Below are 13,210 nucleotides of genomic sequence, written 5' to 3' on the forward strand. Positions count from 1 at the left end.
ACCCACGACACCGCAAAGCAAGCCTTAAATCCATAAAATTTAGCCGCGCTTACATCAAATAAATCACCGGCACAATGGTCGGATATTTTTTGATCTTTCTAAAGATGTGCTTTCGCACGGCCTGGCGAATCTTGCCCTCCAGCGCCCAGTGATCTAGCAAAATTTCATCTTTTAAATTCGCTAGAAACTGCTCGATGATGCCCTGCATCTCCTTGGTAAAGTGCGCCGTTTGATTATCGGCGACGAGCCCGTAGGTGATGACGCGCGTCTGAATGAGTCTCTTTTCGTTTTTGTCGATCTGCGCGATGATGACCGCGACGCCCGCATCGGCTAAATTTTGACGGTGTTTGACGATCTCGTCGGAGATCTGCTTGTTGATCTGGTTGTCGATGAAGACCTTGCCCGTCTTGACGGTCTTGACGCGCTTTAGGTATTTTTCGCAAACCTCCATCTGATCGCCGTCGTTCATCAGATAGATATTTTTCTCCTCGATACCGCACTCCATCGCGGTTTCTTTGTGTTTTACGATGTGATTATACTCGCCGTGCACGGGTAGGAAAAATTTCGGCTTTATCAGGCGCAGCATGAGTTTTTGCTCCTCGATCGAGGCGTGCCCGCTTACGTGTATCTCGCTGAAGTCCTGATACGCGACCTTTGCGCCGCTTTTTAGCAGGTAGTTAAGCACGGTCGAAACGCTGCTTTCGTTGCCGGGGATTGCTTTGGCGCTGATGATTACCTGATCGGTGGATTTGATTTTAATGTATTTGTGCTCGTCCGTCGCCATGCGGTACAGCGCACTCATCGTCTCGCCCTGCGAGCCGGTAGTTACAATCAAAACCTCATTATCCGGGTATTTGGAGACCTGATCGGCATCGACGAAGATCTTTTTGTCTAAATTTACGTAGCCGAGCTCCATCGCGGTAAATAAATTTCGCTCCATGCTTCGCCCGATGACGCAAACCTTGCGGCCGTATTTTACGCCGCGCTCAATAGCCTGATAGACGCGGTGGATGTTTGAGCTGAAGGTGCTCATTATCACGCGCCCCTTACAGCTTGAAAATATTGTATCAAAGGTCTTCCCTACCGAGCTTTCGGACTTTGTGATCCCCTCTTTGTGCGAATTTGTGCTATCGCTCATCAAAAGCATAACTCCGCGATCGCCGTAATAAGCTAGGCGGTTCAGATCAGTCGGATAGCCGTCGATCGGCGTGTGATCGATCTTAAAATCGCCCGTGTGGATGATCGTGCCCGCCTTCGTCGTGATCGCAAGCGCACTTGCGTCGATGATTGAGTGCGTTATGTGGATAAACTCGACCTCAAAATCGCCGATCTGATAGAGCTGGCGCTTCTGCACGGGGCGGAAGTAGCTGCGTTCGGCTTTTAGGCCGTGCTCTTCAAATTTATTGCTTATCATCCCCAAAGGAAGCGGCGTAGCGTAGATCGGGAATTGAAATTCTTTGAAAAAATATGGCATCGCGCCGATATGATCCTCGTGCGCGTGGGTGATGAGGATGCCTTTGATCTTATTTTTTATCTTGCGGATGTAATCAAAATCAGGGATCAAAATATCCACGCCGAGCATACTCTCCTCCGGAAAGCTCATGCCCACATCGACGATGATCGCGCTCGTATTGGTCTCAAAAACGGTCATATTCGCGCCGATCTCACCCAGTCCGCCAAGCGGCGTGATACGCACCGTCTCATCGCTGCGATTAGCGTCTTTAAGCGGGTGCAGGCGCTCCTCGTGGATCAGCTTGTTTTTCGCGATCGCATCGTCCATCGCCTTCTGCCACGGCTCGTTGCCAGTAAGGCTTTTTGGCATATTTGAGCGCTTTTTATGCTTTTTCTTTTTCTGAGCGTCTGAGGAGCTTGCATCGCCTGCGGCGCTAGAATTTGCGCCCTTTGCGTTATTGCCGCCTGGTTTTGCGCGGCCGTCGCGGTTTAAATTTGAACCGCTCGCGCCGTTTTCGTTGTTTTTTGGATATGCGCCGCCGAAATGCGCACCATTCGCACCGTCCGTGTCGCCGCGGGACGAACCGCCCGCAGAATTTGATCCGTTGCGAGAGCCATTTTTTGAACCCTTTGAACGAGCGGAATTTTGCCCGTTTTTCGCGCCTTTGTTTTTGTGAGAGCCATTTTCATGCTCGCCGCCGAATTCCGCACTACCCGCAGAGCCTTCGCTTGCGATAGATTTTTTTAGATTTTCCTTGCGTTTTTTATAGCGATTGCTTTTTTTGAGTCGTTCGACGCCGTTTTCATTTCTGTTTTCTTCCATCTTTTGCCTTTAAATTTTTAAAAATTTCTAAAAAAAGGGTGGAATTTAACTCATGTGCCCGAACTGTGGGCGGAATTTTCAAATTTAAAAAGATCTCTTCGGCTAAGCCTCTATCAAATTTTGCGCTTAAATTTTTAATAAGCGTCTTTCGCGGCGCGCTGAAAGATACGCGCAAAAAGCTTTTAAATTTCTCGTATTCATCGAGATTTTGGAAGCGGGCGCAACTTTTTACGCCAAGATCATCTGCGTTTATCTCGGTGCCTGGCTTAAAATTTTTGCCTTTTACGAGCCTGATCACCGATGAGGTCACCTTCGGCGCGGGCTCGAAGCAGCCGGGCTCAACGTCAAACAAAAGCTCGCAGCCGCCCGCAAGATCGGCCAGAATCGAAAGGGCACTAAAATCGCTCTGTCCGGCTTTGGCGCAGAATTTTAAAGCGACCTCCTTTTGGATCATAACCAAAAATCCGCCGCATAGCTCATCGTCGATCGCCTGCAAAATCATCTTCGTAGCGACATAGTAGGGCAAATTTGCGACCAAAAAATATTCGCCGCAGCCAAGTCCCCGCTCCTGCCAAATCCGCAAAGCATCGCCCAAAACGAGCTCAAGCTCGCCGTTAGCGATCTGCTGCGCAAATTTAGCGCTTAAAATTTGATATAAATCTTCATCTATCTCGAAACTTTTTAATCTGTAAAATTCCAAAAGCTTACGAGTTAAATCACCTAAGCCAGCCCCGATCTCAACGACATTCTGTACATTCTCGGGAATCGCTTGGATGATCTTGCTTAAAACGGCTTCGTCTTTTAAAAAATTTTGCCCGAACTCTTTTTTCGCCCTAATCATCGCGAGAGTCTAGCCAAATTTTACTTATAAAGTCATTATGTTAAGTAAAATTTGGCTAAAATCATAAAAAATTTTATTCCGAAGGGCTGCTTTGAATAGATTCGCAAAACGCATAATCCCATGCCTAGATGTCAAAGACGGACGGGTGGTAAAGGGCATAAATTTCGTAGGTCTCATAGATGCGGGCGATCCGGTCGAGATAGCCAAACGTTACAACGAGGAGGGCGCGGACGAGCTGTGCTTCCTCGATATCACGGCGTCGCACCTTGGGCGCGATACGATTGTGGATGTCGTGGAGCGGGTCGCGCGCGAGCTTTTTATCCCGCTGACCGTGGGCGGCGGCATCCGCACGATAGATGACATCTCGCGCCTGCTAAACGTCGGCTGTGACAAAATAAGCCTCAACTCGGCCGCGATAAAAAATCCAAATTTAATAGACGAAGCGGCGAACAAATTCGGCTCGCAGTGCGTCGTAGTCGCGATCGACGCAAAACGAAATTCGAATGAAATTTCGCGCGGCGATTTATATGACGCGGCGAGGAATTCAAACGGAAATTTACACGACGACATGCGAAATCCAGACGCAAATTTGGGCAGTGAGACTCGAAATTTTGGCAAAATTTTACGCAGCTCGCAGGATGAAATTTTGACCCAAAACGGCGAGCCTTGCGGCTATAGTGTGTTTATAAACGGCGGCAGGCTGGAGACCGGCAGGGATGCGCTTGCTTGGGCGAAAGAGGTGCAGGAGCGCGGCGCAGGCGAAATTTTACTCACGTCGATGGACTGCGACGGCGTTAAAAATGGCTTTGAGTTAAATTTGACGCGGATTTTTAGCGAGCTTGACATCCCCGTCATCGCAAGCGGCGGTGCGGGTAAAATGGAGCATTTTAAGGACGCATTTTTAGCAGGCGCGGACGCATGTCTAGCGGCATCGATTTTTCACTTCAGAGAGATCGAAATCAAGGCACTAAAAGCGTATTTGCAAAAACAAAATATTGAAGTGAGACTGTAAATTTGGTCAGATTTATACCGCAGGGTTGAAACTAGCCGTCAAAGCGACCAAATAATTAATTTTATTTCAGCCTTTATTATCTTGCAAGTTTTTTGCAAGCATCGTTTTTGCTTAGATAAAATTTCTTCGTTTTAGCTAAATTATAAGCTTTTTTTATGATACTTTTCCATCTTCTACCCGCCACCTGCACTACTACCATTATGGAAGATAATGGTACAGCTCTCCTAGATATTTGCTTAAATCGATTTTAATTTCACCTGATACTTTACGACGAAAAAATTTAAAAATTTAGCCTTAAATTTATCGTCATTTTGCTATGATTAGCGAAAAATAACGAAAGCGTAAATCCATAAATGATAATCTCTGCCGGACGAAATGAAATTTTTGATTTTGCCCTGCCTATGGGCGTAGGACTAGTGGATATGAGTATAAATTTGACTAAATTTTTATGCGAAAATAGGCAAAGCTTGCCGAGTGAAATCATTTTCGTGGGTTCTGCAGGGCTATATAAAGAAGGTAAAATTCTAAAAATTTATGAAAGCAGATCGGCTGCAAACTGCGAGATATCGGCGCTTTATGAACTTTCATACTCTCCAATTAACTATGAAATTCTAGCTAGGAATTCTACCAATGTTTCATATGAAACAATAACTAATAGCTCAACTTTTATCACGACCGATAAAAAATCCGCGCTAAAATTTTTTGAGCGAGGTTATTTTTTAGAGAATATGGAATTTTTTGCGGTTCTCAAGGTAGCACAAAAATTTCAAATTCCTGCTTACGGAATTTTTTGTGCGACGAATTTTTGCGATTCAAACGCTCACACGGATTTTTTAAAAAATCACGCCGCTGCAAAAGAAAATTTAACTAAATATCTAAAAACTAAGGCATTAATTTGAAAAATATCTTTGATTTTACGATGAAAGAGCTTGAAAATTTCATCGAACCGAAATTTAGAGCCAAGCAAATTTACGAATGGATTTACAAAAAGAATGTGGATGACTTCACACAAATGCTAAATCTACCAAAAGAGATCCGTCAAAGTTTAGCCCAAAATTTTTATTTAGACCCGCTTAAATGCGTCAGATCCGAAACAAGTAGCGATGGCAGTATCAAATACCTTTTCGCTCTCAAAGACGGCAAGACGATCGAAAGTGTCCTGCTGCCGATGAAGGATGAGCTGCGAGATGAAAACGAAAAAATTATAAGACGCGCGCGCTACTCAATCTGCGTAAGTTCGCAAGTGGGTTGTAAAATTGGCTGTAGCTTCTGCTTGACAGCAAAAGGTGGCTTCGTACGGAATTTAACTCCAGGCGAGATCGTGGCTCAAATTTGGCTCATCAAGAAAATGAACGCGATCCCGTACGAGCGCCGCGTCAATGTCGTATATATGGGGATGGGCGAACCGCTTAATAACCTAGACAACGTTGCCAAAGCCGTGCAAATTTTAAAAGAAAACGACGGACTCGCAATAGCGCCGCGTCGCCAAACGATAAGTACGAGCGGACTTTCTACGCAGATAAAAAAGCTTGGCGAAATGGATCTTGGCGTGCTACTCGCGATCTCGCTGCATGCAGTGGATGACGAACTGCGTGAAAAACTAATGCCGATAAATCGCGCCTACAATATTGCATCGATCATGCAGGCGGTGCGCGAGTTCCCAATCGATCTGCGAAAGCGCGTGATGTTTGAATACCTCATGATCGATGGGGTAAATGACCGCTCAAGCGATGCCAAAACGCTAGTGAAGCTTCTGCACGGCATCCGCGCAAAAGTAAATCTGATCTATTTTAATCCGCACGAAGGCTCGAGCTTTGGCAGACCAAGCCCCGAAAATATGGTGAAATTTCAAGACTATCTATGCGCGCACGGTATTACCTGTACGATCCGCCAGAGCAAGGGGCTAGATATCAGTGCGGCGTGCGGACAGCTCAAGCAAAGAAACGAGCAAGGTAAAATTTTAGATTAAAATGGCGTCAATATGGATAAAATTTAAAAAGATAGAAAAAATTCGGCTAATATTTCCAGATCATAAGGCAGATCAGTAAAAAATTTATAACGGAGTAGCAATGGACGCGCAAAAAATAATGGATGAGATCGGCGTCTTCTTAAACAGATCGCTGCTTAAAAAATCCTAGATTACAAGCGCTGAAATCATCCGCGAATTCCTTCTTATCTACCCTTAATATTTCGAATTTTCATAGAAATTAACAATTACAATCCAAGTCTCATGCCAATATCTTGCGATATTTTTATTGTTTGTTTTTGTTCTATGCTACGGTCTATGCCCAAACCAAGTACCCTCTTGCAATATTCCCCAAAAGAAGCAACTACCCGTTTTGCTCCCCATGCTTGCTATTAATGCCGAGCTTTCTAAATTAACAGAGCCTCCCGCCCCGCCCTTTTGCTTAAATAGAAAATTGGCGTATTCGTCAAATTCTTTTTTAAATATTCCATGTTCTTGATTGTATTTTTTAAAAGAATCAACATCGGATTTAAAATCTTTTATGCTACCGCCCAACTTATCTTGAAGCATCCAATATTTATGCGCTCTGAGCTCAAATTTACCGTAATTTTCGCTACCGAAAATAAATATATGAACCCACCGTCTAGCCAAGCTGAATTATGTGCTTTTAAAGCCGTAACACTTTTTCCCAATATAGCCCATCGCAAAATAAAATCGTCTTAAAATTTTCAAATAACTATAGATGAGAAATTAATAATTAACGCCGTTGTAACCACAAAATTTTATAAAAACCGGCAAAAGCAAAATTCTGGTCATAAAAATAATCATCGCTGCCTCAAAATTTTATTGAGTTGCTTAAATTTTACCGATTTTCGCGAGATTATAAAACTCTCTCGCGGCATCGAATTTGCTTTTTATCTCATATCGCTCTCCGCTCAGTTCGAAGCAAATTACATTCGCGTGCAGTAGCAATCTAGGCGCCCCCGTCGTTCTGATCCGCTCCGTCTCATCCATCTTTTTATCCAATATCAGCTCCGCTTGCTCTCGAGAAAGCCCATACAGCGGCTCTCCCAGTATCGGCGTACCCGCGGCAAATAGATGCAGCCTGATCTGATGCTGCCTACCCGTCAGCGGATAGCACTCGATCAGGCTAGCGTCTATGTCCGAGAAATATCGCAGCGGGCGTATCAGCGTGATCGCCTCCTTACCGTCGCGCGATATTTTCATACGAATTTTAAGATCGGCAAACTCGTCGCTAGGGGCAATCGGAGCATCAATCACAAATCCCTCAAAATCCTTTAAAAATTTCAGTTTTTCGCTAAATTTTGCGTATTTTGCAGGCTCAAATTTTTTCAAATTTACACAGCCCTTAGAAGTAGCTGGCAAAGATTTAGCCGCAGATAAGGCGTAAGGTTTATGTCCGTTATCCGTGCTACTCATCGCGATAGCGGGTTTAAGCTTATCACTCACGCCGCAGGATAAGTCATCAAATTCAAATCCGCTGCCAACATCGCCAGCAGGAGCGCCAGATTTAAATTTAGCCTGCGCGCCGCCAGATAGAGCGCTGCGCCATAATCCCCTACTCGCACCATTAGACAAGATATTAAATCCAAATTTATCGCCTGCCCCTTTTAAAGCTCGCATATCGCGCAGATCCGATACGTTATCTGGTAAACTCACAGCATCGCCCGCAAATTTTGATCCGCAAATTTCATCAAAGCCTAGAGCATAGCAATTCTCTATCTCGCCATTGCAAGCGGCACTTTGCAAATCCCCTCGCAAGCCCTCTCTCAAATCCCCTTGCACGAGCGCTAGATAGCTTTTCATCACCCTACGCTGTTCGAAGCACTCTTTAAGCTCGCGCGCCGCATCTTTATCCTTGGCGACGATAAGAATTCCGCTGGTTTCTAAATCAAGCCTATGCGCCACGCACGCGTCCTGCCCGTATAGCGACCAGATCTCGTCATACATATTATAAGGCGAGTTACGCCCGCTCGGATGGCTTAAAATTCCACTCGGCTTGTCAAATGCCGCAAACGCATCGCACTCAAAGATCGGCTTCAGTCCGCGCGGCTCGCATTTGTAATCGATCAAAAAAATCTCTCCGTGCGCGACAGAGTTTTTATGTAAATTTTGATCTTCCGCATCGATCACGCGGTGCTTGTCACAGATACGCTGCGCGGATTTCATATCGTATCCGAGGCTAAGCAGAATTTCGTAAATTTTGCGCCCCTCAAAGCTTCCCAAGCTTCTTTTCTCATAACCCATATTAAACTTTCAGCCCCATTTTTATATAATTTTTGCCATCATTATACAAGAAATTCTAACCGAAAGGCTACTAAAATGGTCGAAAGATACGCAAGAAAAGAGATGTCTGAAAAATGGAGCTTGCAAGCCAAATACGACGCGTGGCTAAAAGTCGAGCTCGCAGCAGTTAAGGCGTGGAATAAACTAGGTCTAATAAGCGACTGCGATAAAGATAAAATTCTACAAAACGCAAGCTTTAAGATCGAACGGATAGATGAGATCGAAAAGACGACCAAGCACGACGTGATTGCATTTCTAACGAGCGTGAGTGAGAGCCTTGGGCAGGAGAGCCGCTTCGTGCATTACGGCATGACTAGTAGTGACTGCATCGATACTGCCGTCGCGCTACAAATCAAAGAAAGCATGGAGCTCATCATCGAGGATGTGCAAAATTTAAAAGCCGCGATAAAATCTCAAGCCATGAAGCATAAAATGACGCTGATGGTCGGGCGCAGCCACGGTATCCACGGCGAGCCGATCACTTTCGGGCTCGTGCTTGCGGTCTGGTATGATGAGATAAATCGCGCACTAGAGCTTTTGCAACACGCAAAAAGCGTCGTCAGCTACGGTAAAATAAGCGGTGCGATGGGGAATTTCGCCCACGCTCCACTAGAGCTGGAAGAGCTAGTGTGTGAATATCTGGGGTTAAAGCCCGCCCCCGCGTCCAATCAAGTCATCCAGCGCGATCGCTACGCGCAGGTAATGAGCGCACTTGCGATCCTGGCTTCCAGCTGCGAAAAGATCGCTATCGCAATCCGCCACTATCAACGCACCGAGGTTTATGAAGCGGAGGAATTTTTTAGCCCAGGTCAAAAGGGCTCTAGCGCGATGCCGCACAAACGAAATCCTGTGCTTAGCGAAAACGTAACGGGACTATGCCGTATGATCCGTAGCTTCGCAATACCCGCGATGGAGGATGTAGCGCTATGGCACGAACGCGACATCAGCCATAGCTCGGTCGAGCGATTTATCCTCCCTGATGGCTTTATAACTGCTGATTTTATGCTAAATCGCTTGACGAGCTTGATCGAAAAACTGCTCGTATATCCCGAAAATATGATGAGAAATCTAAATTTAACCGGTGGGCTCGTGTTTTCGCAGCGCGTACTGCTAGAGCTGCCTAAACGAGGAGTTAGCAGAGAGGATGCTTATAAAATCGTGCAACGCAATGCAATGAAGGTCTGGGCGGATCTGCAAGAGGGTAAAAAAGCTATAGATGAGCAAGGGCATAGCTTGTTTTTGCAAAATTTGCTAGCAGATACAAAGCTGCGAGAAAAGCTAAGCGAAAGCGAGATCAAAGAGTGCTTCGACTACGGATATTACACCAAAAACGTAGACGCGATTTTCGCTAGGGTTTTTGGCAAATAGCAGACACGCGACTTGCTATTTTAAAGCTCCGAACGGGCCTACAAAATATAGCGAGGCGGCTAGAAATTTATGTTTGCGCCGAAGCGCTTTAAAAACAGCGATTAAAATTTTAAAATTTTTACAAAGATAAAATTTTAGTAAAAGCGTAGCGCTTGCGGATAAATCTGGTATCTAAATCCGCACGGATCGTGCGCCACTACTTTTACCGTGAATTTATAAAGGTAAAATTCTAAGCTTGCGGTTAATCTTAAAATCGTAAAAATTTAATGCTTTAAAACGTCAAAATTCTTAGACGCAGTAGTTTTAGAATTTTACCGCAAAATTTAAGTGCTAATCCCGAAAATGTAAATGCGAGATTTCCATAAAGCAAAATGACATTTCTGCGCTAGGCCAAGCTATGGGTCGCAAGATATCCGAAGCAATTATGAAACAAATTTAAAGTGGCAAATGGAAATATTGATAAAATTCCGCTTTTTCAACTTGAAATTATAACGATTCTTAGAAAAAAGCGGATTGAGTAAAATTTCATAAATTCCATCAATTTAAGTGCTTACCAGATAGCACTAAAAATAGGAAATTAAACTTGGGTAATGATATTTTTAAAAATTTTAAAATTTTATACGCGTAAGCGGGTAAAATTTGACGTCTAGTACCGGCAGCACCCTTGATTATCATATAATTGCATCTGAATTGCTAGCAAATTTCGGATTAAACAATTCTGCGATTTGATGTCTAATAATTATTTGGAATTTAAAATGGATGGAGCGGGAGTTCGTTCGCTCCATCCTGCGCTAGCACGTTAGAATTTTTAAAATTTAAAGTTATACCCCATATAAATTCCATGGTTAGTCTCATATACCTTGTCTACGTCCTCTCCGAGTTTACTGGCCTTGTACCTCGTGTAGTCTGCCTTGTAGCCAAACTCGATCTCGTTATGCTCATCAAAGCTATATAAACCGCCCAGTCTTGCGCCGATTACCCAGCCAGGCAGAGTCTTTGAAAGCGAATCGCTGCTTCCGTCAGATTCGTCATATGAATAAATTTTATATTTCAAAAATGAAACCCCTGTATATGCGCCCGCTACGAGTTTAAAGCCGTTTACAATCTCAGGCGTAAAATCCCCGCCTATGAACAGGCTATGCTTGTTCCACTCGTGTTTAAATATGACGTCCTCCTCGTCAGTGCCAGTTTTCGAAGCTTTGAAATCATACAAGTACTCGCCGTACGCCCTAGCTATACCAAAATCATAGCCGCCTTTAAAGCCGAGCGCAGCCTGACCCTTATTATCTTTATTCGTGCCAGAATCGTCCTCGTCAGACCATTTAGTAGTGATGCTGGATTTAAAAGAATAATCTCCCTCGATACCTAAAAATATCCCCTCGCCGAAGCTTGAGCTTGCGCACACCGCAGCGGCAAACGCCGCGATTAAAATTTTGTTTTTCACATTTTCTCCTTACAATTTATAATTTCGGGCTTTCCACCGCCGCCGCTTTTGCCATTTTACCGCTTGCTATCTTTAAGCATTTCCCGCCAGATTTGCTTACAAGCGCATTTAAAATTTGTTGATTATAATATCCTTTTTTTGAAATTTCGATGAATTTCGCGACAAGACTTGGAATTTTATCTCACTCGCCTTGGATAAAATTCTATCTTGATTGCCAGCACGGAATTCGACGAAATTCTACGCCGCCTCCCTTGAACAGTTAGCAAATTTAAATGCCGGGTGTCATTAAAAAATAATCTGTGATGAAATTTAAAGCGCTTACTTAGTTGTTCGTTTTTATGTATAATTTAAAATTTACACACGAGATAAGTGCCGTGTTACCGATAGTAACTGCACTTTTAAAAATTTAAGACGATTTGATTTGGAATTTATAAAATTCCCGCCTCATTTTTGTATCATAAGCCAAATCCAAAAAAGGAGTATCTATGGAAGAACACAAAGTGGAGTTACGCAACTCCCGCTTACAAGGGCCGCTAGACTCAGACGTAGACGAGCTGGGTTTAGACAGGCTCACCGACACCGTGCCGTTTCCTAAGCGCGGCGTCATCATTATGGCGATTGCCGCTGCAGTGGGCTTTGCTCTATATGCCGCGTTACCATTTGAGCCCAATGTCAAAAAAGGCCTTGCGCTACTTGCTTTCATCGCGATTATGTGGCTTACAGAGGCCGTGCATATCACGGTAACCGCGCTTATGGTGCCGGTGCTTGCGGTAGCTATCGGGCTTGGTAAATTCGCTAAAGATGGCACTTTCACGGCCGCCACCATCAAAAGCACGCTTGCAAATTTTGCGAACCCTACGATCTTTACCTTTTTCGGCGGTTTTGCTCTGGCAACGGCTCTGCATATGCAAAAGCTCGATAAAAAGATCGCGATGTGGCTAATCGCCCGCGCAGGCGGTCGCTTGGGTGTAGCTGCGATTTTAATCTGCCTTGCTACGGCGATCCTTTCGATGTGGGTTTCAAACACCGCAACTGCTGCGATGATGCTTCCGATCGCGCTTGGAATTTGCGCCAACATGGACGAGAGCAAAGATCGCGGCACGCTCGTGTTTTTGCTTTTAGGCATCGCGTATTCTGCAAGCATCGGAGGTCTGGGCACGCTCGTGGGATCTCCGCCAAATTTAATCGTAGCTCAAGCCTTGCACTACAGCTTCGCAGACTGGATGAAGGTAGGTTTGCCACTAATGTGCGTGATGCTACCAATAATGCTTGTGGTGCTTTATATAATTTTCAAGCCGAATTTAAGCCATAAAATAGAGATGGATCTGGAGCATATCCCTTGGACGCGCGAGCGCATTATTACGATCGTCGTATTTGCTCTAACAGCGCTTGGCTGGATATTTTCAAAGCAAATTTCAGCCCTTGTGGGCTTTAAAGTGGATGATGCTTACGTCGCCATCTGCTCGGCAGTCGTAATCGTCATTCTAGGGCTTGCCAAATGGCACGACATCGCCGAAAACACCGAGTGGGGCGTGTTACTGCTTTTTGGCGGCGGACTTACGCTAAGTGCGGTTTTAGGCGATTCCGGAGCTTCTAAGGTGCTTGGTGATCTAGTCGCGCACACTTTCGGCAGAGCGCCTACTTACATCGTACTTTTGGTAACGGCAGTTTTCATCATCTGCCTTACGGAATTTACGAGCAACACCGCCTCGGCGGCGCTTTTAGTGCCGGTATTTGCGGGAGTAGCAGCGCAAATGGGGCTGCCAAAAGAAACTCTTACTATAGTAATCGGTGTGGGCGCAAGCTGCGCTTTCATAATGCCGGTAGCGACGCCGCCGAATGCTTTGGTTTTCGGCACGGGACGCATTCGCCAGGCGGAAATGGTACGAAGTGGTGGAATTCTAGCGATATTCTCCGCGTTTTTGGTTTCGGGATACGCGTATATTTTTTACTCGTAAAATTCCGTCAAAATTCTATAGTCCGGGTATCTACTCGGA

Annotated in this window: 10 protein-coding genes; 5 read left to right on the forward strand and 5 right to left on the reverse strand. The window is 44.9% G+C overall.

The features are described from left to right. Nucleotides 1-49 precede the first annotated feature (49 nt). A complete protein-coding gene (locus QZ367_RS06640; RefSeq protein ID WP_291938789.1) occupies nt 50-2,275 on the reverse strand; it encodes a ribonuclease J in 2,226 nt (741 codons plus the stop codon). After that, the gene (gene rsmA / locus QZ367_RS06645; protein WP_291938791.1) at nt 2,256-3,116 is read right to left on the reverse strand and encodes a 16S rRNA (adenine(1518)-N(6)/adenine(1519)-N(6))-dimethyltransferase RsmA; all 861 of its coding nucleotides are present in this window, start codon (nt 3,114-3,116) and stop codon (nt 2,256-2,258) included. The genes QZ367_RS06640 and rsmA overlap by 20 nt, the downstream gene beginning before the upstream one ends. Nucleotides 3,117-3,207: 91 nt before the next feature. On the opposite strand from rsmA, the gene hisF reads away from it, so the two are divergent. The 3 genes from hisF to rlmN all read left to right on the forward strand — a co-directional run bounded on the left by hisF (nt 3,208) and on the right by rlmN (nt 6,097). Next, entirely contained in the window at nt 3,208-4,128 is a 921-nt protein-coding gene (gene hisF, locus QZ367_RS06650; RefSeq protein WP_291938793.1) for an imidazole glycerol phosphate synthase subunit HisF, read from the forward strand. 353 nt (nt 4,129-4,481) lie between these two features. After that, entirely contained in the window at nt 4,482-5,027 is a 546-nt protein-coding gene (locus QZ367_RS06655) for a purine-nucleoside phosphorylase (RefSeq protein ID WP_291938794.1), read from the forward strand. Then, nucleotides 5,024-6,097 carry a 23S rRNA (adenine(2503)-C(2))-methyltransferase RlmN gene (gene rlmN / locus QZ367_RS06660; protein WP_291938795.1) on the forward strand — a complete coding sequence of 358 codons (1,074 nt, stop codon included), beginning with the start codon at nt 5,024-5,026 and terminating at the stop codon, nt 6,095-6,097. Before QZ367_RS06655 ends, rlmN begins: the two co-directional genes overlap by 4 nt. Nucleotides 6,098-6,403: 306 nt before the next feature. Here rlmN and QZ367_RS06665 read toward each other — a convergent pair whose 3' ends face one another. Both QZ367_RS06665 and QZ367_RS06670 read right to left on the reverse strand, forming a co-directional pair. Beyond that, nucleotides 6,404-6,664, reverse strand: coding sequence for a hypothetical protein (locus QZ367_RS06665; RefSeq protein WP_291938797.1), 261 nt, complete (start codon nt 6,662-6,664; stop codon nt 6,404-6,406). A 285-nt stretch (nt 6,665-6,949) separates the two neighbouring features. Further along, on the reverse strand, nt 6,950-8,362 hold the full coding sequence (locus QZ367_RS06670) for a pseudouridine synthase (protein ID WP_291938800.1): 1,413 nt from the start codon (nt 8,360-8,362) through the stop codon (nt 6,950-6,952). 75 nt (nt 8,363-8,437) lie between these two features. Between QZ367_RS06670 and purB the strand changes: the two genes are divergently transcribed. Beyond that, nucleotides 8,438-9,769, forward strand: coding sequence for an adenylosuccinate lyase (purB, locus tag QZ367_RS06675; RefSeq protein ID WP_291938802.1), 1,332 nt, complete (start codon nt 8,438-8,440; stop codon nt 9,767-9,769). A gap of 808 nt (nt 9,770-10,577) precedes the next feature. On the opposite strand, the gene QZ367_RS06680 is transcribed toward purB, so the two are convergent. Further along, a complete protein-coding gene (locus QZ367_RS06680) occupies nt 10,578-11,213 on the reverse strand; it encodes a hypothetical protein (RefSeq protein ID WP_291938804.1) in 636 nt (211 codons plus the stop codon). 611 nt (nt 11,214-11,824) lie between these two features. Between QZ367_RS06680 and QZ367_RS06685 the strand changes: the two genes are divergently transcribed. Continuing rightward, nucleotides 11,825-13,171, forward strand: coding sequence for a DASS family sodium-coupled anion symporter (locus tag QZ367_RS06685; protein WP_291939297.1), 1,347 nt, complete (start codon nt 11,825-11,827; stop codon nt 13,169-13,171). Nucleotides 13,172-13,210: the final 39 nt, after the last annotated feature.

The organism is Campylobacter sp., from assembly GCF_019423325.1.
Taxonomy (GTDB): domain Bacteria; phylum Campylobacterota; class Campylobacteria; order Campylobacterales; family Campylobacteraceae; genus Campylobacter_B.

Excerpts from the sequence above, each read along its gene's own strand:
- QZ367_RS06640 (WP_291938789.1), bottom strand. The coding sequence starts at position 2,275 with ATGGAAGAAAACAGAAATGAAAACGGCGTCGAACGACTCAAAAAAAGC.
- QZ367_RS06670 (WP_291938800.1), bottom strand. The coding sequence starts at position 8,362 with ATGGGTTATGAGAAAAGAAGCTTGGGAAGCTTTGAGGGGCGCAAAATT.
- rsmA (WP_291938791.1), bottom strand. The coding sequence starts at position 3,116 with ATGATTAGGGCGAAAAAAGAGTTCGGGCAAAATTTTTTAAAAGACGAA.
- QZ367_RS06655 (WP_291938794.1), top strand. The coding sequence starts at position 4,482 with ATGATAATCTCTGCCGGACGAAATGAAATTTTTGATTTTGCCCTGCCT.
- QZ367_RS06685 (WP_291939297.1), top strand. The coding sequence starts at position 11,825 with ATGGCGATTGCCGCTGCAGTGGGCTTTGCTCTATATGCCGCGTTACCA.
- QZ367_RS06665 (WP_291938797.1), bottom strand. The coding sequence starts at position 6,664 with ATGCTTCAAGATAAGTTGGGCGGTAGCATAAAAGATTTTAAATCCGAT.
- purB (WP_291938802.1), top strand. The coding sequence starts at position 8,438 with ATGGTCGAAAGATACGCAAGAAAAGAGATGTCTGAAAAATGGAGCTTG.